Origin of the sequence: Streptomyces sp. NPDC002838 (assembly GCF_040295365.1) — a bacterium.
Classification (GTDB): Bacteria; Actinomycetota; Actinomycetes; order Streptomycetales; family Streptomycetaceae; genus Streptomyces.
Genome location: NZ_JBEOVF010000079.1, coordinates 1 through 23,280 on the forward strand (window position 1 = coordinate 1; position 23,280 = coordinate 23,280).

Below are 23,280 nucleotides of genomic sequence, written 5' to 3' on the forward strand. Positions count from 1 at the left end.
GACGCCACCGACGCACCAGGACTGACATCCCCCTCACCGGACGAATGACGTCAACGAGGCAGTGACCACAGGCAATGAGCGATCACAGAACGGTGCGCACGGCGGAGTCGCCCCCTTGGCCACCTCCTGCCTCGCTGGTACGCGCATGGCGCAGGCGCAGACCCTCCGCGTTCCCTCCTTCACCACGCTCGCGACCCACGTCGGCCGTTGCCCGCACCGCGCCTGGGGGACGGGAGTGGGAGCGGTGAGGTTGGGGCAGCAACGACCGGCGCCTCGGGAATCCGGCGGGGTGCGGTGTCGGGTGGCGGTCGCCACCTTGTACGTTCTCGAGCTTTCGGCTCTACGAAATCGGCGACTTCGGTCATGGATTCTCCTGAACGGGTGGTGAGAACGGTGGGCTCTTGGGTTGCCTCCCGCGATGGTCCGCAAACCGCTTCACGTGCGCCCGTTCGGGTGCCGTTCCAAGTACCCCGGGCTGCCCCGGGCCCCTGCATCAGGGCGGAGGTCGCCCGGGGACGAGTGGCGCTCGCGGGGTGGGCCCACCACTCGTGAGGCGGGTCCACCCCTGCGCCCCCCCTGCGCGCGACGCCGCGGTCACGTCCCTCAGGTGGCTGACATCAGCGTGGCATCGAAGAACCACGTGCGTCTCAGTACCCCCGGCCACCCTCCACGCTGGTCTTCGGCTTCGCGTCAGTCCTGCTTGCCGCGTCCGGTGAGCATGTCGCGGACCCGGTCCACCATTCCGGTCCCTGGGGCGAGGAGTTTGTTGAGCGGCGGGGTGTCGGGGGCTGCGGGGTGCGGGCGGGTCGGCGCGGTCTCTTTGGCCTTGCGTACCTTTTCGCCCAGTTCACCGAGTGCTTCCGGAGGGCAGGCGTCGGCCAGCAGGCGGAACAGGCGGTCTTCTTCGTCCCTGACGTGTGCGGTCACCGACGACTTGAGTTGTCCGATGAGGGTGTCGAACCGCGCGTCGCCGGGCTGGCAGGATTCCAACTCCTTCAGCAGGCGCTCCACTTCGCGGTGGTCGGCGATCTCCTTGTCGGCGAGGTCATCACCGCCGTCGACGTACCGGCGCACCGCCGGGTACAGGTGCTCTTCCTCGGCCACCGAGTGCCGTACGAGCTCGATGGTCAACTGGTCGGCCAGCTCTCGGCGCCTGGAGTCGGCTGCGGTCTGGGTTTCGATCTGTGCGAACAGCGCGTCCACCTCCCGGTGGTCCGCTGTCAACTCCTGGATGACGTTTCCTCCGTGCCCCATGTGCGGGCGCTCCTCTCCTTGATCTGAGCCGACCTGGTGTCCGCTCAGGGCTCGGTCGCATGGCCGGCAACGGTGCTGCGAGTACCGCTTCCCGCAGAGCCACAGGGTCTTGCGCCGAGATCCTCGTTTGCTGCGCCGACTGGACGCCTGTGGAAAGCGTCGGCAGGCGCATGGTGCACTGCCATGGCCAGTGCGGCTTCGCCGGCTGCCCGTGACCGGATGTGACGGCGCGGCCGCCTCCTGAGCGAGAGGACTCTCTCACCAGGGCTGGGCCGGCTGGCTCCCTGCGGACCAGCGGCTACGGCCCGATAGGGGCCCCGCTTCCAGGAGCCTGCCACACACCAGGATGGGCTGCCTGGCGACGGCTGCGACGGCCCGCCAGACGGGGGACGGAAGACACGTCAAGGCTGGAGTAGTACATCGCCGCCTGCCGCTGCGCCGCCTACGATCCGCACCGCGCCAAGTGCCACCTCGCCGACGCGCCGACCAGGTGGCACCCGTCCTCATCCTCAACGGCCCGACGCCTCACCTGCTGGACCTGCCCACCGGCGCCCGGCGTGGCTCGGCGATGACGGTGTCGAGACCGGCGCGCGCGGCGCGTCCGGCGACACCGAGGCAGCGCCTGGTGAGCCCGCCCCGGATCAGCGCAGCAGTCCCAACGCCGCCCAACCAGGCCGTGCCCACACGTGACCTCTCTTCGCGCAGTCACGCTCACTACCCACCGGAGCGCAGTGGGCAACCTGGCGGTCCGGGTACGTCTGCCGATCGTGCGAGCGGCCGGTCACCAAAACGGCGACTCGGGGTGCTCCTCCATGACCCGTGGGCGAGGGGTGCCCCCGGTCTTCTCCCGCTCAGCAGGCGGCGGCATGTTCGGGGGTGCGGTCAGGGCGGCTACCGACACTGCCACGGCATCACTCGTCCGCGTCTTCCTCGTGCGACGGGCCGTCGCGCTCGTGCACGGGAGTGCCGTCCCGGGCGAGGCGCTCGGCGAGTTCGTCGCGGAACAGCAAGCGGCGGTCGAGTGCGTGCGTGCGGTAGGCGGTGCGACCGATGATCTGGCTGGTGATGGGTGCGGTGAGCATCTGGAAGAGGGCGACGAGCAGGAGCACCGGCGCATGGTGGACGGGCATCTGTACGGCGGCTCCCACCAGGATGAGCAACAGACCGAGGGTCTGGGCCTTGGCGGCCGCGTGCAGACGGCTGCCGATGTCCGGGAACCGAAGCAGACCCACCGCGCCCAGCAGGCAGAAAACCGCTCCGGTCGAGAACAACGCGGCGGTGACCACGTCGCGCACAGTGGTCATCGCATGCCCTCCCGTTTCTCGATCAGGTGGGCTGCCGTCACCGACCCGATGAAGGCAAGCAGGGCGAGGACGAGCAGCACAGGCAGGGACGTGGTGTCCTCGCGCAGCGTCATGCCCACGGCAGTCCCGGCGATGACCATGGTCACCAGGACGTCCAGGGCCATGATGCGGTCCAGCGCGCTCGGGCCGCGTACGAGGCGCAGCAGCGTGAGCAGGCCGGCGGCTGCCACCAGGGCCAGTGTGATGCCGTACAGGATGGTCATGGTTGCCTCCCACCAAAGTGGCGGCGGGAGTTTTCCGGGGGGTCGGGCGGCGGCCGGTGGCCGCCGGTGCGGTGGCCGTGACCGACCGCACGCATGACCCGTCGCTCCACGGTCTGCACTTCTTTCCTGCGGCGAGCCATGTCGCGCCGATCGCGGACCGGGAGCGCGTGGACATACAGGCGTCGTCGGTGCCGGTCGATCTCCACCACGAGCGTGCCGGGTGTCATGGTGGTGACTTCGGCCACGGCCGCGATCAGGAAGTCGCTGTCGACATGCAGAGGGACTTCGATGACCGCGGACGGAACTCGCCCGCCGTGGCGGAGGACCTGCCAGGAGACCATGGTCCCGGACCGGGCGAGGTCGGTCAGCACGTGAACCAGCAGACGCCCCGTGCGCAGCGGCCTGGGCACCATGCCCGGAAGCACCGATGGCAAGGAGAACGCCATCACGACGGCGGTGGCGGCGAGCAGACCTCCGACGAGCACCACTGGGCTGATGGTCCCCCACAGCAGGAGCCACAACAGCCACAGCCAGGCGATCATCGGTAGATGGCGCGGTCCCCGGGGCGTTCGGTGCATGCGGATCATGGCTCGTCCTCCAGGACGACGGAGCGGTACGGTCGTGGATCCAGCAGATCCTGGGCGGCTCGTTCGCCGACCCGGGCCAGCGGGCCCGCGCAGGCGGCGACCGCGACCCCGGTCGCCGTCATACCGGCCGCGGCGGCGACCATCAGCCTGCCCCCGCGCGAGGCGCCACGGCGCCGCTTCGTGCTCCCGACGGTGTCGGGCGTCGGTGGTTCCGGGAGCGTCGGCCGCCGCGGCCGTGCCGCGAAGGCCGACGTCCATACCCGGGTCATGGCGTAGAGCGTCAGCAGACTGGTGAGCAGGGCGCTGGCGGCGAGGGCGTACGCCATCGGTCCACCGTGCGCCGTTCCGGCCTGGAGCAAGGTCACCTTGGCGACGAAGCCGGAGAACGGCGGAATCCCTGACAGGCTGAGGGCCGGAACGGCGAACAGCACGGCGACCAGCACGGCGGGCGGTGTCCGCTGCGCCATGCGGTGCAGCAGCGAGGTGCCCGTGCGGCGCACGGCGAGAGCCGCGGCGAGGAAGAGCGCGGCCTGGACGACGATGTGGTGGACGACGTAGAGGATCGTGCCGGTCAGCCCCCTGGTGTCGAACAGCGCGAGTCCGAACAGCATGAAACCGATGTGGCTGACGAGGGTGAAGGACAGCAGCCGGTTGATGTCGTCCTGGGCGATGGCGCCGAGGATGCCCATGACCATGGCGGCGATCGCGGCGCAGGCCAGCACGGTCCACACACCGGTGCGGGGGAAGAGCAGTGTCTGGGTGCGCAGGAGCGCGTACACCGCGACCTTCGTCAGCAGTGCGGCGAAGACGGCGGTGATCGGTGCGGGAGCGGTGGGGTAGCTGTCGGGCAGCCAGAAATGCAGCGGGACGATCGCCGCCTTGATACCGAGCACGGCCAAGAGGAGCAGGGAGAGAGCGCCGCGCAGGCCGTCGGGCAACTCGGCCAGCCGTGGGCCGAGCTGGGCCAGGGTGACCGTGCCGGTGGCCGCGTACACCAGGGCGATCAGGGTGATGAAGAGGAGGGAGGACGTCAGGCTGACGATCGTGTACGTCATGCCCGCCCGGGTGCGGTTCTCGTCGGCGTCCAGGGTGATCAGGACGTACGACGCGGCGAGCATCACCTCGAAGGCGACGAAGAGGTTGAACAGGTCACCCGTGAGGAACGCCAGGCTCACACCGCCGACGAGCACCAGGTAGGCCGGGTGGAAGACCGTTGCCGAACGCCTGCGTTCCTCCGCGGTGCCCTGGCCGATGGCGAAGAGGAGCACGGCGAGTGCCACCAGCACCGACACGGCGAGCAGCAGCGCCGACAGCCGGTCTGCCACCAGGGTGATGCCCAGGGGAGCCGGCCAGCCGCCGACGTGCGTGGCGAGCGGTCCCCGGCTGTCGGCGACCGTGAGCAGCGCCGCCGCGTCGACCAGAACCCCCACCAGCACGGCCGTACTGAGCGCGCGCACGGCCGTGCGGGACAGGCGGAGCAGAGCCAGACCCGCCGCCAGGGGCGGCAGCAGCACGGGCAGGGTGAGCAGGAGCGTGGTCATCGGTGCTCTTTCGGTGACGCACCGCCGTCCCCGCCGTCCCGTTCCGGCGCGGCGTCGGAGCCGGCGCGTTCCCGGGCGGTGCCGATGCGGCGATCCTCCACGTCGTCGCGCACCTCGTCGTGTCCGGACTGACGCCAGGAGCGGAAGGCCAGAGCCACCAGGAACGCCGTGAGGCCGAACGTGATCACGATGGAGGTCAGCGCCATGGCCTGGGGCAGGGGGTCGGCGACCCGTGCGGGGTCGGTCGTTTTCCCCTCCACCACCGGAGGGCTCCCAGGCGTGCCGCCCGCCACGAGCAGCAACAGGTTGGTGCCGTGCCCCAGGAGGATGAAGCCGAGCAGGATCCGCATCAGGGACCGTTGCAACATGAGATAGAAGCCCAGGGCGAACAGGACGCCGACAACCACGGCCATCGTCGCGTCGAGGGTGTTCACGGTCGTGTTCATCGAGGAGCGCCTCCCCTGTGTCGGGCTGCCGTGGCCGTGATGCCGTCGAGAGAGGCTCCGACCGCCGACAGCAGCCTGAGCGTGACGCCGACGACGAGCAGGTAGACGCCCATGTCGAAGAACAGGCTCGTGGCGAACTTCACCGTGCCCAGCACGGGCAGGTCCCAGGTCACCACAGTGCTCTCCAGCGGCGCGCCGCCCACGGCCAGTGGAAGGAAGCCGACGGCTGCGGTGAGCATCAGGCCCGTGCCCGCCACCACGCCCGCGGGCACGCGTACGGCGGCCCCGAGATCCGCCCGTCCACCCACGAGGTACCTGAGGACGAATGCCTGGCCCGCCACCAGGCCGCCCGCGAACCCTCCGCCGGGGCGGTAGTGCCCGGAGAACAGCAGAAACAGCGACAGCACGAGCACCGAGGGGAACAGCAGGCGCGTGGCGACCTCGAGCAGGAGCGAACGCTCGCCGCCGGGCCGCTCACCGGCACCCGGCAGCCACGTATGCCGGGGCTCGTCCCAGTGTGCCGTCGGGAAGGCGCCGCCCCGACCACCGTCTCCCTGGCCGGCAAACCGGCCGCGGGCTTGGTCGCGGACCAGGCTGGTGACCCCGACCGCCGCGACCAGCAGTACCGAGATCTCACCCAGCGTGTCGAGGGCGCGGAAGTCGATCAGGATGGCATTGACGACGTTGTGCGCGCCCGTCTCCGCCACATCGCGCACGTATCCGGAGGAGACCGCTGGGGCCGTCCGCGCGGAGGAGGCGACCAGGGCCAGCCAGGTGACGAGCACACCGATCGCACCGGCCACGGCTGCTCGCAGCAGACGCGCACCCATGGCCGTGCGGCCTGGGTTGAACCGGGCCGGCATGCGGCGCAGCACGAGGACCACCACGACGAGCGTCATGGTCTCCACGAGGAACTGGGTGAGCGCCACGTCGGGCGCCCCTCGCACCAGGAAGACGCCTGCGACTCCGTACCCGACAGCGCCTGCCAGCAGGATGCCGGTCAGCCGGTGCCGGGTGACGACCACGGCAACGGCCGCCGTCAGCACCACCATGGCCAGGACCGGCTCGAGCGGGGACCACCACGTGCGCGGCGGCTCCCAGGAGAGCTCGGCGGCCGCCAACGCCGTACCAGGAACCAGAGCCACGGTCGCCAGCAGCACCGTCAGGTAGACCGGCAGCGAGCCGACCTGCGTATGCCGGGTCACGGCCACGGACAGCCGGTCCACAGCCGCGACAACGCGGTCGAACCCGCGCTCCGCATCCAGCGGACGCGGCACGGCCGGTAGGGAGCCGCTGCCCGCGTACACCAGGCCGCCGAGGGCCAGTGTCAGTACCGAGAGGCCGAGCACCGGTGTGAAGCCGTGCCAGAGCGACAGCTCATAGGGACCGTGCGGCCCCGGCGGGTAGCCGTCGGCGTAGGCCGTCGCCAGGGCCCCCGTGCCCGCGTACCCCACGCCGAGGACCAGGCCCGCCCCCGACAGTACGGCCACCGGCGCGACGAATCCCGGCTTGAGGCGCTCCGCCCGGCTCGCCGTCTCTTGCGGACGCCCGCCGAACGCGCCGTGCATGAACCGCGCGGCATACGCCACGGTGAGAACGGAACCGATCAGGAGCACCACCGTGAGCTGATCGTGGCCGTCGATGCCGGTGCCGTGCAGGAACGCTTCGACGGCGGCTTCCTTGCCCAGATGGCCGACGAGCGGTGGCAGACCGGCCATGGAGGCGGCGGCGAGCGCGGCGACGGCGCACAGTACGGGCAGGCGGCGTCCCAGCCCCGACAGGTCCCGTATGTCGCGGGTCCCCAAGTGGTGGTCCAGGATGCCGACGGACAGGAACAGCGCCGCCTTGAACGCCGCGTGCGCGAGCAGCATCACCGCCCCGGCCAGCGCCGCGGTCCGGGTTCCGACCCCCAACAGGGCGATCATCAGCCCCAGTTCGCTGATGGTGCCGTAGGCCAGCAGCAGCTTGAGGTCGGTCGCGCGCAGGGCCCGCCAGGCGCCCAGCACCATCGTGACCAGGCCCACACCGAGGACCATCGGCCGCCAGGGCCCCACCTCCGCCAGGGCGGGAGCCAGCCGGGCGACCAGGTAGACCCCGGCCTTGACCATGGCGGCGGCGTGCAGATAGGCGCTGACCGGCGTCGGGGCGACCATTGCCGCGGGCAGCCAGCCGTGCAGCGGCATCTGGGCCGATTTGGCGAACGCCCCGACCAGGATGAGCACGACGGCGGCGGACACGGCGCCACCCCGCGGAGGATCCGCCACGATCGCCGAGAGGCTGTATGTTCCCGCCGACTGCCCGAGCACGACGAAACCCAGCAGCATGACCAGGCCGCCGGCCGCCGTCACCAGCAGCGCCTGCCGGGCGGCGTGCCGCTGCCGCTCCGACTCGCCGCGTCCGGCGATGAGCAGGAAGGACACGACCGTGGTCAGTTCCCAGAAGACGTAGAGGACGAAGACGTTGTCGGCCAGGACCAGTCCCGTCATGGCCCCGGCGAAGGCCAGCAGCAGAGCGGCCTGGCGGCCGGCATCCCGTTCGACGTAGTACCGGCAGTACAGCAGCACCAACACTCCGACACCGGCGACGATCCACAGCATCAGCAGGGACAGGGCGTCCAGCCGCAGGTCCACCGTCAGCCCGAGCGAGGGTGCCCACGCAAGGGACTCCCGGTACTCTCCGCCGCTCAGGACCCGTGGCGCCCGCGTGCCCGCCCACGCGACGACCGCCAGCGGCACCAGGGGCGCCACGATCCACATCCAACGGCCGAGCCGCCGCTCCCACCAGAGAATCACCGCCGCCAGACCGGCGTGGGCGGCCAGCAGGAACAGCACTGAATCAACTCCTCCGCGGATCCCGCTCCATGAATGACGCCGCCCCATCCCCCGCCCTCTACTGCGGAGAACTTTCGGTTCAACTGAGTGCCCTGTGAGGCGTGAGTGAACCGTCAAAGAGCGCGACGCCACGCCATTGGAGCCAGGTCAGCGGTCACGGATCTGCGCAGCCGCAGCGCTGCGCGGATCCTTCGGCATGGCGGGAGGGAGGCCTTGCTGAGGGCTTCCGACGCCGTCTCCGGCAAGCCCCTGCGTTTCCGACGCCCCGGACGGACCGGCCTCCGGCGGGGCGGGGTGATTCGGCGTCTGTCCGGCCGGTGCGGGACTTCCATGCGGCCGGCGACACGCCCTGCACGCCTCGGCCCGGACGCGTCGGCCGTCGCGGCCCTTGAGTGGACGGACCGAGTGCGAGACAGCCGCATCTCCGCATCTCCGCCAATCGGAACACCTCTCTCATTTCCCCGCTGCCCACGGAGATCCCACACCTCGACGACATGCTCCGCCCGCCGACAACAAGGACACGAGGGCCGCACGAGACAGACCACGGGCTCTGCCCGAGAGCCCCAGCGCCTACTGGGCCTCGCTGCCCTGCCCCACTTCCACGGAGAAGGCGGAGTTCACCCCGTCGGCGATGACCTTGATCTGCACGGCGCCGGGGGAATCGCCTGCGATGAGCGGCACGTCCGTGGTTCCCGTACCGTCCGAGGCCGTGGTGACCCGGACGGGTGAGCCGCCTCGGAAGTCGGTACCAGTGCCCTCGGGATCGTCGGTGAAGAAACTCACCATGCGGCCGCCGACGGGCTCGCCGTCGGCGGTCGCCAGGACGGCGAGAGGTGCGAACTCCTGTCCGCACTCGACGTGTTGGCGGTCGCCGGTGATCAGCGTCAATGCATCCAGCACCTGGGTCCCCTCCTATCGGAAACCGCCTTGACGCACTCTGCGTCCGGGCGGTGTCTCTCAGCCCTTTAGGGGTCTCACGGCATACGACCGCTGAAACCCTGATCGCCCCGTGTGCGGACGATCGGACGGGTAAGAGGCCACCGGTAGCCGGTCCCGGCGGTGTACAGAGCGGCGTCCCGGGCACTCGGGCGAAGCTCAGCCGACCGTTCATCCGACCCGCCCGGAGAGCCTATGGCCGCGGCCATCGAGGACTACGCCCTGCTCGGCGATCTGCACACCGCCGCGCTGGTCGGCCGCGACGGTTCCATCGACTGGCTCTGCCTGCCCCGTTTCGACTCCCCGGCGTGCTTCGCCGCCCTGTTGCACAACGAGGAGGCCGGGCGGTGGCTGCTCGGTCCCGCGTCCGGGGGCCCTGCCACGCAGCGCCGCTACCGCGACGACACCCTGATTCTGGAGAGCGAGTGGCACACCCCCGAAGGTGATGTGCGCGTTGTGGACTGCATGCCGGTGCGTGGCGAGGCGGCGGACCTCGTGCGCGTGGTCGAGGGCCTGTCCGGCCGCGTGCCCATGCGCGTGGAGTTGCGGCTCCGACTCGACTACGGGCATCTGGTGCCCTGGGTGCGCCGCATCGGGCCGGACCTGGCCGCGGTCGCAGGACCTGATGCCCTCTGGCTGCGCACACCCGTCGACCTGCACGGCCGAGATCTCACGACCGTCGCCGAGTTCACCGTCCAGGCCGGGCAGCGCGTGCCCTTCGTGCTCACCCACGCCCCCTCCCACCTGGCCCGTCCGGAACCCGTGGACGCCGACACAGCACTCGCGGACACCGAGGCGTTCTGGACTGCCTGGATGTCCCGGTGCCGGCACGACGGCCGATGGCCTCAGGAGGTGCGGCGTTCCCTGCTGCTGCTCAAGGCGCTCACCTACGCGCCCACAGGTGGCGTCCTGGCCGCGGCCACCACCTCCCTTCCAGAACAGATCGGCGGCGAGCGCAACTGGGACTACCGCTACTGCTGGCTGCGGGACGCCGCCTTCACCCTCCAGGCACTGCTCGGCACCGGCTACGTGGACGAAGCCGCAGCCTGGCGGGAGTGGCTCCTGCGCGCCGTCGCCGGCGATCCGGGGAAACTGCAGATCATGTACGCCGTCGACGGCGCACGCCGACTTCCCGAGCACACCCTTCGCTGGCTGTCCGGCTACGAGGGGTCCGCCCCGGTGCGCATCGGCAACGCCGCCGCCGACCAACTCCAGCTGGACGTCTGGGGAGCGGTCCTCGATACCCTGCACCTGGCCCGCAGCACCGGCCTCACCCCGCACGAGACCGCCTGGGACATGCAACGCGCCCTGCTCGACCACCTCGAAGGCCGTTGGAAGGAGCCGGACAACGGGCTGTGGGAGGTCCGCGGACCGCGACGCCACTTCGTCCACTCCAAGGTCATGGCCTGGGTTGCCGCCGACCGGGCCGTGGACACGGTGGCCCGCCATGGCCTCAGCGGCCCGGCGGACCGCTGGGGCGCCCTACGGGACCGCATACACGCCGAGGTGTGCGCAGACGGCTACGACTCCGAGCGCAACACCTTCACCCAGTACTACGGCTCCCGAGGTCTCGACGCTTCACTGCTCCTCCTGCCCCGGGTCGGATTCCTGCCCTGGAGCGACCCTCGCATACACGGCACCGTGGAGGCCGTACGGCGTGAGCTGTACGACGACGGTCTGCTGCTGCGATACCGCCCGGGCGCCGACGACAACGTCGACGCCCTGCCCGGGACCGAGGGTGCCTTCCTGGCCTGCGCGTTCTGGCTGGCCGACGCCCTCCACGGCATCGGGCGCCAGGCCGAGGCGGAAGAGCTCTTCGAACACCTGCTGTCCCTGCGCAACGACGTCGGCCTGCTCAGTGAGGAGTACGATCCCCGCGCCCGCCGCCACCTGGGCAACACCCCACAGGCGTTCAGCCTCGTCGGCCTGGTCAACACGGCGCGGTTCCTCAGCGGGACACAGACGAAGACCGCGCGCCCCGGCACGGACCAGGGTCCCGGTGCAGCCCCGACCGCACACGGACACGCCCGCATCTGAGACGCCCGTGCGTGCTCCGCGCACAACGCGGCGCCGCGCGAGGCGCACACTGCCGACGCCGTTGTCATACGGGACCGGCATCAGGACAATCACCAACCCAAAGAGGGGCTCACTGGTCGGTCCCAGCACCGCCTGCGTCCGAAATCCGACGCGCAGGTCCTGCGGGGCCTCACCGAGGCGCCCGGTCGGCGTCGATCGCCGGCTCCGGGGCCAGACGGCCGGCCACCACCACGCCGTACAACACGTGGTCGAGCGCAATGACCACACGCCACACCACCTTCCGGTGCTTCACCTGCTCGATGCCGAGCATGGGAGCGACCCCCATCTCGAAGCCCAGCCAGAACGTCAAACCGTAGACCACGCCTGTCCCGGGGAATTGACGGATCCGTGCAGGCAGCAAGCCGAAAGCCACACCGCCGCCGGCGCCGTAGACCCAGTGGAGCAACTCGGTGACGGCTTTACGATGGTGCTTGTCCAAGCGCGAGAAGAGGGCCGGCGCCTGCTTCTCCACGATCGCCTCTGGCGGCGTGCGCTCCCCCGGAGCGATACCGGCCGCCACTGTGCGGCTGCCCGTCATCGCCATGGCGGCGACAAGCCCCCGTACCCCGGCGCGGCTGATCGATGACCAGGTCCTTTTCGGTTCGGACACGGCTCTCTCCCCTTCTGGTTGCCCCCTTGGCGATGGTCTGCTCGGCGCAGCTCTCCTGTCGGCTGGTACGCCCCGCAGCACAGGGGGTCAGTTCTGACATGGCGCAGATGTTCAGACACAAGCCGTCGGTTCGAGTGGGCAAGCCTTGCGCTGCCGTGGACGACAACCGTTTTCCTGAAAATTCCGACAGTATGTCCGGAGTGCCCCCATCCAAGAAGCCCAACCTGCTGGTGACGAGGCGATGGGCCAGTGCGGCTCCCAGACGCAGGCGTCAGAGCCGGCGTCCAACCAGCCTCCCGGCTCTGTTTGTCGACCGCTGCCAGGGAACCCGGAGGGCCTGACCGTCACAACGGCTCACATGCCGAGGGAGTACGTCCCATGCAGCCAGGTCACCAAGGGCCTGCTGGCTGGCGCGGTCGGCACCATCGCGCTCAACCTCACGACCTACGGCGACATGCCGGCACGCTCCTCGGCTACGTCACCGGCCTCGGCGTCGGCGCGGCGTACGGCCTGCTGCGGCGCGGCAGCGGAACACTGCCCGCCTGGGCGGTCGGCCCGCTGCTCGGCGCGGCCGCCATGGCGGGCAGCGACGCCCCGGCCGCCGCACTGGGAGTGACCGATCCCACCTCGTGGGACCTGACATCGGGGGCGTCCGACGTGGTCCCACATCTCGCGTACGGTCTCACCACCGCCTCGGTGTACCAGGTCTTGCGCTGATGGGGCCCGGGACAGGCGTCCGGCATGGCGGCCGGCCGTGAGCGGCTGGCATGGTCATGGGAAGGCAGTAATCGTTCGGTCGGAACCAACCCACCTGCGGCAGCCGTGCTTCGAGAAGACCTCCCCGGCCGACGGAACGAGTGAGAAAACCGTGTCGGTGTGGAATCCCATTCTCGGAGGCTTTCCGTACCGCCCGTTTCAGCGGCTGCTCACAAGCCGACGTCTCGTCACCTCATGGGGAGCACGATGTGGAAGCGCAGGAAGAGCGCTCGGCCGGCCCGAGCAACCCGCGTGGAACTGTGCGACCTGTGTGCCGCCGTTTTCCCGGCGAGTGAGGCGGTGAGCGGGTGCGTCCCGGACTCCTCCTCCGCGCATGCCACCAACGACTGGTTCGACGGGCTTCGCCGCGTGACGGCCTGCAGCGACGCGCACTTCGACGCCATCAGAGAGACGTACCGACGTCGGCCCTTCATCGAAGAGGAACTCTGGGCGGCGAAGATCACCCGCGTGCTGACGTCCGGTCCCCCGGTTCTCACCATGGAGCAGCTTGCCTGCCGGACCGGCCTGCACGAGCCGGAAATCCGGCGCGCCGTCGCCTGGCACAACGAGCGGCGGAGGCAACCGCCGGAGGGGTGACCAGGGGTGAGAGCAGGCGTGCCCGGCCGGTCGGCCGGGCAGAGTTGACTGAGCCTGCGCTACAACTCGGGCGCCGTCGAAGGGCACAACAGCAAGATCAAGATTCTGAAGCGACAGCTGTTCGGCCGGGCCAACTTAGACCTGCTTCGCAAGCGGGTCCTCCTCGCGGCGCGAGGCCGTTCACGCGGTTGTGGTGCCCCTCCGTGGCTCCGGCACTCGAAGTGATCCAGAACCATGATTCACGCGTCGCCGACATGTGATGCGCCCGCCCGCGGCCCTCGACGCACGGCCTCGCCCGCAGCTCGCCCGGACGGCCCAAAGCGGGGATGCCGGAGGGGGCAGGCGAGCGTGAACGGTGCCACGGTGGTGGAAGGGATGGCGCGCGTACGGATCCAGGGAGGCGGGATGGCCAAGGCCCTGGCGGGCACGGCGTGCGCCGCTGCCATGGACGGCACCAGGTCGCCGTCGGACGGATACGGCTGTCTCTTGGACCGCCTCGGTGCGGTGGCCGACGCCGTCCTGTACGAGGGCTATCTGCTCTGCCCGTATCGCCGGTCTTCCCCCAAGAACCGCGTGCGGTGGCAGTTCGGCGTCCTGTTCCCGCGGAACTGGGTGGAGCGGGACGGCCCCGTCCTTCCTGGCATCTCAGGTTCTGTCGACTCCTGGTACCAGCGGACCGAGTGCCTGCTGCGCAGTCGCCGGTCCGACGCGCTCGTGCGGGTGAGGGTGCGGTACCTGCAGATGCAGCACAAGCAGGTGGAGGAGGCCGATCCACAGGAGCGGTACAGCCCCGTCGAGTCGCTCCACATGGACGACGGAACGGTCCACCTGACTTTCGCCGAGGCGGTACCGCTCGAACAGGATGTCGTTGTTCCGCTGGCCGACCTGATGCGGCGGGAGCACACCTTCCCCGTGGGTGCGTCAGAAGGGGAGGAGGTCGGACCACTTCCCGCAGGCGCCGGTCGGGTGGTGCGGCGGCGGGCGGCCGTCCGTGCGACCACCACCATCCTGGCCGAGCAGATCGGGGAAGACGTCTGCCGTATTCGGATCCGTACCGAGAACACGCAATCCGCACCGGATCCGCGCGCCGCTCGCGACGAGGCGCTGCGCCGGGCTCTGATCGCGACGCACACTCTCATTGGCGGCGACGGCATGGAGTTCGTCTCGCTGATCGATCCGCCGCCGGGCCTCGAGCGGTACGCGCGCGACTGCCGCAACGCGTTCACCTTCCCCGTCCTCGGTGGCGAATCGCCGGCACCCGCGGTCCGTACCCGCGGCGCCGAGGGCCCGCCGGACACGTACGCAGGAGCCGGTCTCACCGGACACGCCGTGCTCTCTGCGCCCATCGTCCTTCCCGACCACCCGCAGGTGGCGCCGGAGAGCCCGGGCGATCTCCACGACGCCGCGGAGATCGACGAGATCCTGACGCTGCGCACCCCGCTCCTCACCGAGGAGGAGAAGCGCGAGGCGCGAGCCACCGACCGGTGTGCCGCCGAGACGCTTTCCGGCGCTCCCAGGTCAGCCGACTGAGATCCTCGTTGTTGAAGACGCAGAAGATCGTCGGTGGCAGGCAGACGAGCCGTTCCAGGTGCCGCCGCACGGTGATCAGCTCGTTCATGCCGCCCGCTTGCAGGGCTCCGTCGCCGACCAGGGCGATCACGGGACTTCGGGGAAGGCCAGACGGGCGGCGACGGCCACCACCGGACGGCGGTCGAGTGCCGCGTCGTACAGGCCGCTGAGCAGACGCAGCGCGCCGGGGCCTGAGGAAGCGAGGCAGCAGCCCAGCCGTCCAGTCAGCTTGGCGTGGGCGCACGCCATGAGAGCGGCCGACTCCTCGTGCCGCACGTGGACGAACTCCGGGGTTCTCCTGTTGCCGGTCAGCGCGGCGACCAGAGCGTCCACGTCCCGGCCGGGGAAGCCGAACACCCGGTCCACGCCCCACGCCCGCAGACGTGCCGCAACGCACTCGGAGACGCTGGCCACGTGGACCTCCCGCACCGTAGGCCGACCCGTCGTCCGACGCTGTCGCGCACCGGCCGACGGCCTGCGCCGCGCCGTTGTATCACCCGTCGCCCGCATCGCTCTCCGGTGTCGCTCTTCCGGTCCCTCCCCGCCGTTTCGTCCGCGCGCGCCGGGGGCACTCGTGCCAGGCTCGAAACCAGCAGTCAGCGACTGAGCACGCAGCGCAGTCGCCGAAGCGGGCGGCAGGAGGGCGAAACACACCGTGGCGGTGGCTGGCGAGAACGGATCGACCCGGTCGGCTGCGGGTGGGGCACGCGTGGTGAGCGCGCTCGACCAGCGTCTTCCGCTCTCTTCCGCGGGCAAGGAGTTCCTGCGCAAGGCGTTCCCCGACCACTGGTCGTTCCTGCTGGGTGAGATCGCCCTGTACAGCCTGCTCGTCCTCGTGCTGACGGGCGTCTTCCTGACCTTCTTCTTCCACCCCGACATGGCGAAGCAGCCGTACACCGGCTCCTACGAGCCGCTGCAGGGCGTGCTGACGTCTAAGGCGTACGCCTCGGTGCTGCACATCAGCTTCGACGTGCGCGGCGGTCTGCTGCTCCGGCAGATCCACCACTGGGGCGCCCTGGTGTTCGTTGCCGCGATCGGCGTGCACCTGCTGCGGATCTTCTTCACCGGTGCCTTTCGACGGCCCCGGGAAGTGAACTGGACGATCGGCGTGACGCTGTTCCTCCTGGCCATTCTGGAGGGCTTCTGCGGCTATTCGCTCCCCGACGACCTGCTCTCCGGGACCGGCCTGCGCACGGCCCAGGGCATCGTGCTGTCGATCCCCATCGTCGGTGCCTACCTGTCGTTCTTCGTCTTCGGCGGCGAGTACCCCGGGCACGAGATCATCCCGCGCCTGTACGTGGCGCACATCCTGCTGGTGCCGGGACTTCTGCTGGCGCTCGTCGCCGTCCACCTGACGTTCGTCGTCTACCACAAGCACACCCAGTGGGCCCGGCCGGGCCACACCAACCGCAACGTGATCGGTAAGCCGCTCTACCCGCAGTACGCGGCCAAGTCCATCGGCCTGCTCTTCACCGTGGCGGCCGTGCTGACCTTCCTCGGGGCGCTGCTGCAGATCAACCCGATCTGGGCGTTCGGCCCCTACCGCACCGACCATGTGTCCACTGACGCCCAGCCGGACTGGTACGTGGGCTTTCTGGAGGGCGCACTGCGTCTGATGCCCGCTGCGGAGACCGACGTCGCCGGGCACACCGTCGTGTGGGACGTGTTCCTGCCGGGCGTGGTCCTGCCCGTCACCCTGTTCCTCATCCTCTACAGCTATCCGTACTTCGAGCGGTGGGTCACCGGGCCCATGCCCGAGCAGCATCTGTGCGACCGCCCGCGCAACCAGCCCACCCGCACCGCCCTGGGCGTCGCCGCGGTCTGCGCCTACGCCGTGCTGCTCATGGCCGGCGGACAGGACGTCATCGCGCTAGTCTTCGACATCCCGCTGGAACTGGTGACGTACACCTTCCGCATCGCCCTGTTCGTGCTGCCGTTCCTGGCCTACCAGGCCACCAAACGGGCGTGCCTGGGACTGCAGGCGGCCGACCGCCGACGTCTGCTGGAGGGTCAGGCGGCCGCCGAGGTACGGCAGAACGCGGACGGCGGCTACGAGCAGGCCCGGACACTGCTGCCCCCGGCCGAGGCCTACCGCATCCTCGTGCGCGACGAGCCACGGCCACGGGCACAGGGTACGGAGGTATGGCGCTGGTTCCGCAAGCACCGCATCCGCAACGCGCTCAGCCGGTGGTACTTCGGCAAGCGGGTGGAGCTGCCCGTCACCGACTGGCAGCGGCGCCGCATCGAGCTGGTGCGTGCCGCCCCTGGTGAGGCGGAGAAGGCCGACGACACATGAGCGAGGAGGTCCGGGCATGACGGATGACACCGCCGCGCAAACGGCAGGCACGGGCGAGGACCCATTCCATGGCAATCTGCTGTTCGGCCCGCAGCCCGACGTGGCAGGAGCCGCCGGGTACGCCGACGCCCCGCCGCGCGTGGGCTTCTTCACGGACACCTCCGTGTGCATCGGCTGCAAGGCGTGCGAGGTGGCGTGCAAGGAGTGGAACGCGATTCCGGAGGACGGCCTGGAACTGACCGGCATGTCCTACGACAACACCCAGGGACTCGGTGCCAGCACTTGGCGGCACGTGGCCTTCATCGAACAGCGCAAGCCGCTGGGCGGGCAGGAACCCGGTGTCGGCCACGACGACGTCGATGTCTTCGCGGCCGCCAGGAACCTGGGCACCTCCCCCTCCTCCCCCGGCCCGGGCGCCACGGCCCCCGAGCCCGGCTCCGCCCCCGCGGGCGCACCGGCCGGGGCGGTCTCGCCCGTCGCCCCCGACGGGCGCACGGAACTGCGCTGGCTGATGTCCTCGGACGTGTGCAAGCACTGCACGCACGCGGCCTGCCTCGACGTGTGCCCGACCGGGTCGCTCTTCCGCACCGAGTTCGGCACGGTCGTCGTCCAGCAGGACGTCTGCAACGGCTGCGGCTACTGCGTGCCGGCCTGCCCGTACGGCGTGATCGACCAGCGCCCCGACGACGGGCGGGCCTGGAAGTGCACCCTGTGCTACGACCGCCTCGGCGTCGGCATGGAACCGGCCTGCGCCAAAGCCTGTCCGACCGATTCCATCCAGTTCGGTCCTCTGGAGGAGCTGCGCGAGCGGGCGGCGGCCCGGGTCGCGCAACTGCACGCAGCCGGCGTCACGGACGCGCGCCTGTACGGCGAGGACCCGCAGGACGGCGTCGGCGGCGACGGCGCGTTCTTCCTGCTGCTGGACGAGCCGGAGGTCTACGGCCTGCCTCCCGACCCGGTCGTCACCACCCGCGACCTGCCCGCCATGTGGCGGCACGCGGCGGCGGCAGCCGCGTCGCTCGCCGCAATGGCCCTCGTCAGTTTCGTCAGGAGGCCACGATGACGGGGTCCGGCGTCACCCGCGACGGGGTGGAGGGCGCGCGCCCCGGTCGCGACGCGCTCACAGGGGCACACACCGGGCGCCGGCGGCGCCGCGGGCGTGGCGAGCAGGCCATGGTGCCCGACGCCGAGTTCTCCTCGTACTACGGCGAACCGATCCTGAAGAAGCCGACCTGGAAGCCCCTCGACATCGCGGGCTATCTCTGTCTCGGAGGGCTGGCCGGCGCGTCGTCACTGCTGGCCGCCGGTGGCCTTCTCACGGGCCGCCCTGGCCTGGCCCGCACGGCGAAACTGGGGGCGTCCGGGGCGATCTCGGTCTCCCTGGCCGCGCTCGTGCACGACCTGGGCCGCCCCGCCCGCTTCATCAACATGCTCCGCATCTTCAAGCCCACCTCCCCCATGAACCTGGGATCGTGGCTGCTGGCGGGCTACGCGCCGCTCACGATGGCCGCCGCTGCCGCCGACGTCGCGGGCCGCCACCGCATCGTCGGTGCCACCGCCACGGTGGCCGCCGCCGCCCTCGGCCCGGCGGTCGCCACCTACACCGCCGTGCTCCTCTCCGACACCGCCGTGCCCTCGTGGCATGAAGGCCACCGCGAGATGCCGTTCGTCTTCGCCGGATCGGGCGCCACCGCGGCGGCCGGGCTGGCGCTGGCCTGCGCGCCGGTCCGGGAAACCGGGCCCGCGCGCCGTCTCGCTGCGCTCGGCGCCGCGCTGGAGCTGAGCGCTTTCCAGCTGATGAAGCGGCGCATGGGGCTGGCCGCCGAGCCGTACGAACAGGACAGGCCGCACAGGCTGCTGCGTTCGGCCGAGGTGCTCACGGCCGGCGGTGCCGCACTGGCGACGTACGCGGGCCGCCAAAGCCACCCGGGCCGCCGTGCCCGGCTGCTCGCCGCGACGGCGGGTGCGGCCCTGCTGGCCGGTTCGGCGGCCCTGCGGTTCGGCGTGTTCCACGCCGGCGTTGCCTCCGCCGAGGACCCCAAGTACACCGTCGTACCCCAGCGGGAGCGTCTGGAGGCCCAGGCACGGTCCGACGGCCACTGACCGGTCAGCCGAACGCGACAGCCCCAGGCGTTGGGCCAGGTCCGCCACCCCGGTCGCCTGCCGGTCGGCGGACCGCAGCGCCGACGGGTACACGGAACCAGCGTGCGCCGCGACCAGGCGGTGCTCAGGCCGGCCCGGTCGGCGCCGCCGATGTCCCACGGGGGCGCCGGACACCAGCGTCGCCGCCCACCCGGTCGGCGCGTCCACCGCGTGCGGCGCGTGCGGCGCGGCGCGGCGCGGCGCGGTGCACAGGCGGCCGGGGCGGGCTTCCACCGGCCACCGGCGCCTTGGAGGTCGAGGTGGGCTTCGCAGCAGTCCGCCAGCCCGGTGGCCGGCCTCGTGCAGGGCCCGTACGCCCTCGGCGACGTCCTCGGGTGCACGGGCAGGTCCCGCAGGGCGCCGAGTACATGGTCCACGGCCGCCGCGGGGCCCGCTGCCCGGAGCCCGTGCCGGCCGAGTAGTGCGGGCAGGACGTCCCCGGCGGCCTCGGCGAAGGAGGCGTGGCCGCCCGCGAGGGTCAGGGCGATGCCGTCCCGCAGCACGCCGGCAGCAGACCGCCGGGCAGGCCCGTTTCCTCCAGGCGCGCGGCGAGCGGGGAAATGTCGCTGAGCGTTTCGTTGACGTCGAAGAGGAGGACACCGGGGCGGCTGTCAGCGCACATCCGGATCACCGGCCCGCACCATGAGCGGGAGCGCGTCCACCGCCTCCCGCTCCTCACGGTGGATCCACGACCAGGTCACGGCAGCCGCGACGATGCCAAGGGGCAGCATGCCGACGATCATGGCAAGTCCCTCCGCCGAGTGCCCCGCGGCGATCACCCCGAGCGCGGGGAGGTCCAGCAGCGGCGCGGCCAGGAACAGGTAGAGGCACCGGCAGGGATCACTGAGCCGGTGCCGCGTATGCGCCACGACGGGCAACCAGAACGTCACCGCGGCCCAGAGCAGGACCAGCTCCGACCCGAACGTGACAGCGACGGGCAGCGGACGCACCAGGTCAGCGAGCACCGCCCAGGCATGCAACAGGACCAGCAGGGGCAGGGCGATGCCCGGGGGCAGGCTCACGCGCTCCCACAGCGGAGCCCGCCTCAAGAGCCACACGACGCCCGGCACCACCGCGGCCGGCGCGAAGCCCGACAAGGCCATTGCGCCCACGGACGACAGGTGCGTCCCGTGTGCCGAGTGGTCCATCACACCGGTTCACTCCTCCCGGGCCGTCGAACCGCGCACCGCGAGAGCCGCCGCCACGATCAGCAGCGGGCCGGCGAGAGCCAGCAGCCACAGACCGTAGACGAACGCCAGCGCGACGAGCAGGAAACCGAAGGCGGCAGGCACCACCGCACCGGCCGCGCGGTCCGGCACCCGGTAGCGGACGTGCTGGTCGGGCCCGGAACGGGAGGAGGCGAGCACGGCCACGGCGGCCAGCTCCAGCAGAACGACGACGCCGCCCCACAGCCAGAACACCATCGAGTTCTCGCCGTAGATGGCCAGCACCGCCAGGAGCACACCGTTGAGCACACCCCAGCCCGCCACGACGACGAAGGACAGGTGCCGCTTCAAGGCCGGCTCCCGTCGGCCGCGGCCTCCTCTTTCTGCCTCTGCCGCAGGTCCAGCAGCGGAGCGAAACTGGTGACGGGCGGCACCGGGTGGTCCGGGGGGAAGTTCAGGCGTGGCGGCGGCGATGAGGTGGCCCATTCCAGGGTGTGACCGCCCCACGGGTCGTCCGGGGCCTTCTCGGCGCTCCCCAGAGTCCGCTTGCGCAGGGCCCACAGCACGTTGACGGCGAACACGGTCATGGCCGCGGCCAGGAAGGCGGCCCCGCAGCTCGACAGCAGGTTCAGCCAGCCGAAACCCTCGAAGGACGCGTACGTCGAGATCCGGCGCGGCATGCCGAGATAGCCGAGGGCGAACATGGGCAGGAAGGTCACGTTGGCGCCGATGACCAGCAGCCAGAAGTGCAGCCGGGCACCGCGCTCGCTCAGCATCACGCCGGTCACCTTCGGGAACCAGAAGTACACCCCGGCGAAGAGCCCGAAGGCGCTGCCCGCGAACAGCACGTAGTGCAGGTGCGCCACGACGAAGTAGCTGTCGGTCACGTGGTAGTCGATCACCGGCGTGCCGACCATGATGCCGCTGAGCCCGCCGATCAGGAACTGCGGGATGAAGGCCAGGGCGAACAGCATCGGGGGAGCCAACCGCAGCCGCCCACCGACGATGGTGCCGATCATGGCGAAGTACTCCACGCCCGCGGGGACGAGCAGGGCGATGGACGTCAGCGAGTAGTAGTCGTTGGCCGCCTGGCCGGTGGCGAACATGTGGTGCCCCCACACGCTCATGGACAGCGCGGCGAACACCAGCAGCGACAGCACCGTGCCCTTGTAGCCGAAGAAGCGGCGCCCGGAGAAGACGGCCAGCACCTCCGCCACCGCGGCCAGGAACGGGAAGAACATCACGTACACCACGGGGTGGCCGTAGAACCAGAAGAGGTGCTGGTAGCCGATGTTCCACACGTTCTGATTGAAGATCGACGGGTCGGCACGGCCGACGGCGAGGAGGACGAGCGCGGCCAGCAGGGCGGGGAACGCGCCGATCACCATCAGGCAGCTGGCGATCATCGACCAGGAGAACACGGGCAGACGCAGCATCGTCACTCCGTGCGTCCGTTTGCGCAGCACCGTCCACAACACGGTCCAGCCCATGATGATGGTCCCGGTGGTCGCCAGGAACACTCCCGCGATCCACAGGTCCGATCCCACGCCCGGCGAGTGGATGCTGTCGGCCATCGGCGGATAGGAGAACCAGCCGTCGGCGTGCGCCCCCAGAGGTGTCGCGAAACCCGCCAGCATGACCACCGCTCCGAGCGCATACAGCCAGTAGCCCAGCAGCGTGAAGCGTGGCATGGCGATGCCGGGAGCCCCGATCTGCAACGGCACCAGATACACGCCCATCCCGATCGCGAACGGGGTGACGACCATGTAGATCATGCCGGAGCCGTGGATGGTGAACAGTTGATTGAAGGTCTGGGTGCTCACCACGTGCTGCTCCGGTTGGGCCAGCTGGGCACGCATGGTCAGGGCGAGGAGGCCCATGGCCAGAAGCAGCACCAGCGAGGTGCCGACGGTCAGCACCCCGATCCGCTTGTGGTCGGTGCTGGTCACCCAGCCCAGCCAGCCGCTCGGCGGGACCGGCCGCCCGCCGGTGTGCTCCTCGGCGGCGGGTGACGAGACCGTCATACGGCCGCTCCCTGCCCGCCGGCGCCCTGCTCGCCCTGCAGCCACCGGTCGTACTCCTCGGGCGACACCGCTTTGATCCAGAAGTGCATGGTGTGGTGCCGAAGGCCGCAGAACTCCGCGCACTTGCCCCTCCAGCGGCCCTCCCGGTCCAGGGTCACGGTGAAGGTGTTCACGTGGTTGGGGAAGGCATCCATCTTGTACCGCAGGTGCGGTACCCACAGCGAGTGGATGACGTCACGGGACGTCAGCCGCAGTTGCACGGGACGGCCGGTCGGCACGACCAGGGTCGGCAGGTCGTCCCCCCGGCACGTCCCGGTGACACTGCGCGACGCGGGTGCCTGCGGGTAGCTGAAGTTCCAGCACCACTGGAACGAGGAGACGTCGACGCGCACGGGCGAGCGCTCGGCCGCCTGGTGTTCCCGGTGGTTCTGCCACGCCGTCCACGCCACCAGGAACACGGCGAACGCGGTCAGGGCGCCTACGTAGTAGGCCTCCAGTCGTGGACGCTCCGCACGCTCGGAGGCGGTCACCTGCCGCGCTGCCCGCCGCCTGAGAAGCGCGTAGCCGAGCAGGGCAAGGACGACGAGGAAGACCACGCCCGCGACGATCGACTCCAGAGCGAAGACGTCGCCGAAGATATGACGTTGCTTCACTGGGCCACCCTTTCCCCGTGGTTGGTGGCGTCCATTCGGGCGCCTCTGCCCAGGCACGCCCCGGCCCCTGCCGTCTGGCGGAAGTCCCCGACAACCAATCCGATCACTGCCGTCATACTCTTCGAGACCGAGGCCATGCGGACATTACGGGGCAGACCGGAGCGTCTGCGAGCAGACACACCGCCGACCGAAGTGCCCGGGTATGCGGGCCTCGCACCTGCACGGCCCG

21 protein-coding genes and 1 pseudogene are annotated in these 23,280 nt (G+C 70.6%); 7 read left to right on the forward strand and 15 right to left on the reverse strand.

Features of this window, described 5'->3' with window-relative positions:
* Positions 1–690 precede the first annotated feature (690 nt).
* The 8 genes from ABT063_RS47425 to ABT063_RS47460 all read right to left on the reverse strand — a co-directional run bounded on the left by ABT063_RS47425 (position 691) and on the right by ABT063_RS47460 (position 9,126).
* Positions 691–1,254 (reverse strand): hemerythrin domain-containing protein, encoded by a 564-nt coding sequence (locus ABT063_RS47425; RefSeq protein WP_351067556.1) that lies wholly within the window; start codon positions 1,252–1,254, stop codon positions 691–693.
* Positions 1,255–2,165: 911 nt separating this feature from the next.
* Positions 2,166–2,558 carry a monovalent cation/H(+) antiporter subunit G gene (gene mnhG / locus ABT063_RS47430; RefSeq protein WP_351067559.1) on the reverse strand — a complete coding sequence of 131 codons (393 nt, stop codon included), beginning with the start codon at positions 2,556–2,558 and terminating at the stop codon, positions 2,166–2,168.
* Complete coding sequence (locus tag ABT063_RS47435) at positions 2,555–2,821, reverse strand: MrpF/PhaF family protein (RefSeq protein ID WP_351067562.1); 267 nt, start codon at positions 2,819–2,821, stop codon at positions 2,555–2,557. The genes mnhG and ABT063_RS47435 overlap by 4 nt, the downstream gene beginning before the upstream one ends.
* Positions 2,818–3,408, reverse strand: coding sequence for a Na+/H+ antiporter subunit E (locus tag ABT063_RS47440; protein ID WP_351067564.1), 591 nt, complete (start codon positions 3,406–3,408; stop codon positions 2,818–2,820). Before ABT063_RS47440 ends, ABT063_RS47435 begins: the two co-directional genes overlap by 4 nt.
* Entirely contained in the window at positions 3,405–4,949 is a 1,545-nt protein-coding gene (locus ABT063_RS47445; protein WP_351067566.1) for a Na+/H+ antiporter subunit D, read from the reverse strand. Before ABT063_RS47445 ends, ABT063_RS47440 begins: the two co-directional genes overlap by 4 nt.
* Positions 4,946–5,395, reverse strand: coding sequence for a Na(+)/H(+) antiporter subunit C (locus tag ABT063_RS47450; protein WP_351067569.1), 450 nt, complete (start codon positions 5,393–5,395; stop codon positions 4,946–4,948). Before ABT063_RS47450 ends, ABT063_RS47445 begins: the two co-directional genes overlap by 4 nt.
* The gene (locus ABT063_RS47455) at positions 5,392–8,226 is read right to left on the reverse strand and encodes a Na+/H+ antiporter subunit A (protein WP_351067571.1); all 2,835 of its coding nucleotides are present in this window, start codon (positions 8,224–8,226) and stop codon (positions 5,392–5,394) included. The genes ABT063_RS47450 and ABT063_RS47455 overlap by 4 nt, the downstream gene beginning before the upstream one ends.
* A 570-nt stretch (positions 8,227–8,796) precedes the next feature.
* A complete protein-coding gene (locus ABT063_RS47460) occupies positions 8,797–9,126 on the reverse strand; it encodes a hypothetical protein (RefSeq protein ID WP_351067574.1) in 330 nt (109 codons plus the stop codon).
* 231 nt (positions 9,127–9,357) lie between these two features.
* Here ABT063_RS47460 and ABT063_RS47465 point away from each other — a divergent pair, with 231 nt between their 5' ends.
* Complete coding sequence (locus ABT063_RS47465; protein ID WP_351067577.1) at positions 9,358–11,199, forward strand: glycoside hydrolase family 15 protein; 1,842 nt, start codon at positions 9,358–9,360, stop codon at positions 11,197–11,199.
* Between the two features lie 169 nt (positions 11,200–11,368).
* Here the strand turns inward: ABT063_RS47465 and ABT063_RS47470 are convergent, their stop codons facing one another.
* Complete coding sequence (locus tag ABT063_RS47470; protein WP_351067579.1) at positions 11,369–11,848, reverse strand: hypothetical protein; 480 nt, start codon at positions 11,846–11,848, stop codon at positions 11,369–11,371.
* 378 nt (positions 11,849–12,226) lie between these two features.
* On the opposite strand from ABT063_RS47470, the gene ABT063_RS47475 reads away from it, so the two are divergent.
* The 3 genes and pseudogenes from ABT063_RS47475 to ABT063_RS47485 all read left to right on the forward strand — a co-directional run.
* Entirely contained in the window at positions 12,227–12,565 is a 339-nt protein-coding gene (locus ABT063_RS47475; protein ID WP_351067581.1) for a hypothetical protein, read from the forward strand.
* Between the two features lie 246 nt (positions 12,566–12,811).
* Positions 12,812–13,201, forward strand: a complete 390-nt coding sequence (locus ABT063_RS47480) for a hypothetical protein (RefSeq protein ID WP_351067620.1) — start codon at positions 12,812–12,814, stop codon at positions 13,199–13,201.
* A gap of 405 nt (positions 13,202–13,606) precedes the next feature.
* A pseudogene (locus ABT063_RS47485) lies at positions 13,607–14,704 on the forward strand (hypothetical protein); the annotation flags it as partial.
* Between the two features lie 153 nt (positions 14,705–14,857).
* Here ABT063_RS47485 and ABT063_RS47490 read toward each other — a convergent pair.
* A complete protein-coding gene (locus tag ABT063_RS47490; RefSeq protein ID WP_351067583.1) occupies positions 14,858–15,184 on the reverse strand; it encodes a thiamine pyrophosphate-binding protein in 327 nt (108 codons plus the stop codon).
* Positions 15,185–15,479: 295 nt separating this feature from the next.
* Between ABT063_RS47490 and qcrB the strand changes: the two genes are divergently transcribed.
* The 3 genes from qcrB to nrfD are packed head-to-tail and all read left to right on the forward strand — an operon-like array spanning position 15,480 to position 19,169.
* Entirely contained in the window at positions 15,480–17,066 is a 1,587-nt protein-coding gene (gene qcrB / locus ABT063_RS47495) for a cytochrome bc1 complex cytochrome b subunit (protein WP_351067585.1), read from the forward strand.
* Between the two features lie 16 nt (positions 17,067–17,082).
* Positions 17,083–18,129, forward strand: coding sequence for a 4Fe-4S dicluster domain-containing protein (locus tag ABT063_RS47500; protein ID WP_351067586.1), 1,047 nt, complete (start codon positions 17,083–17,085; stop codon positions 18,127–18,129).
* Positions 18,126–19,169 (forward strand): NrfD/PsrC family molybdoenzyme membrane anchor subunit, encoded by a 1,044-nt coding sequence (nrfD, locus tag ABT063_RS47505; protein WP_351067588.1) that lies wholly within the window; start codon positions 18,126–18,128, stop codon positions 19,167–19,169. Before ABT063_RS47500 ends, nrfD begins: the two co-directional genes overlap by 4 nt.
* Positions 19,170–19,686: 517 nt before the next feature.
* Here nrfD and ABT063_RS47510 read toward each other — a convergent pair.
* From ABT063_RS47510 to coxB, 5 genes are read right to left on the reverse strand one after another with little or no spacing between them, the layout of a single operon-like run.
* A complete protein-coding gene (locus ABT063_RS47510; protein ID WP_351067591.1) occupies positions 19,687–19,830 on the reverse strand; it encodes a hypothetical protein in 144 nt (47 codons plus the stop codon).
* Positions 19,820–20,356 carry a hypothetical protein gene (locus ABT063_RS47515; RefSeq protein ID WP_351067593.1) on the reverse strand — a complete coding sequence of 179 codons (537 nt, stop codon included), beginning with the start codon at positions 20,354–20,356 and terminating at the stop codon, positions 19,820–19,822. The genes ABT063_RS47510 and ABT063_RS47515 overlap by 11 nt, the downstream gene beginning before the upstream one ends.
* Before the next feature lie 9 nt (positions 20,357–20,365).
* Positions 20,366–20,725, reverse strand: coding sequence for a hypothetical protein (locus tag ABT063_RS47520; RefSeq protein WP_351067594.1), 360 nt, complete (start codon positions 20,723–20,725; stop codon positions 20,366–20,368).
* The gene (locus ABT063_RS47525) at positions 20,722–22,398 is read right to left on the reverse strand and encodes a cytochrome c oxidase subunit I (protein WP_351067595.1); all 1,677 of its coding nucleotides are present in this window, start codon (positions 22,396–22,398) and stop codon (positions 20,722–20,724) included. The genes ABT063_RS47520 and ABT063_RS47525 overlap by 4 nt, the downstream gene beginning before the upstream one ends.
* Complete coding sequence (gene coxB / locus ABT063_RS47530) at positions 22,395–23,051, reverse strand: cytochrome c oxidase subunit II (RefSeq protein ID WP_351067597.1); 657 nt, start codon at positions 23,049–23,051, stop codon at positions 22,395–22,397. The genes ABT063_RS47525 and coxB overlap by 4 nt, the downstream gene beginning before the upstream one ends.
* Positions 23,052–23,280 lie beyond the last annotated feature (229 nt).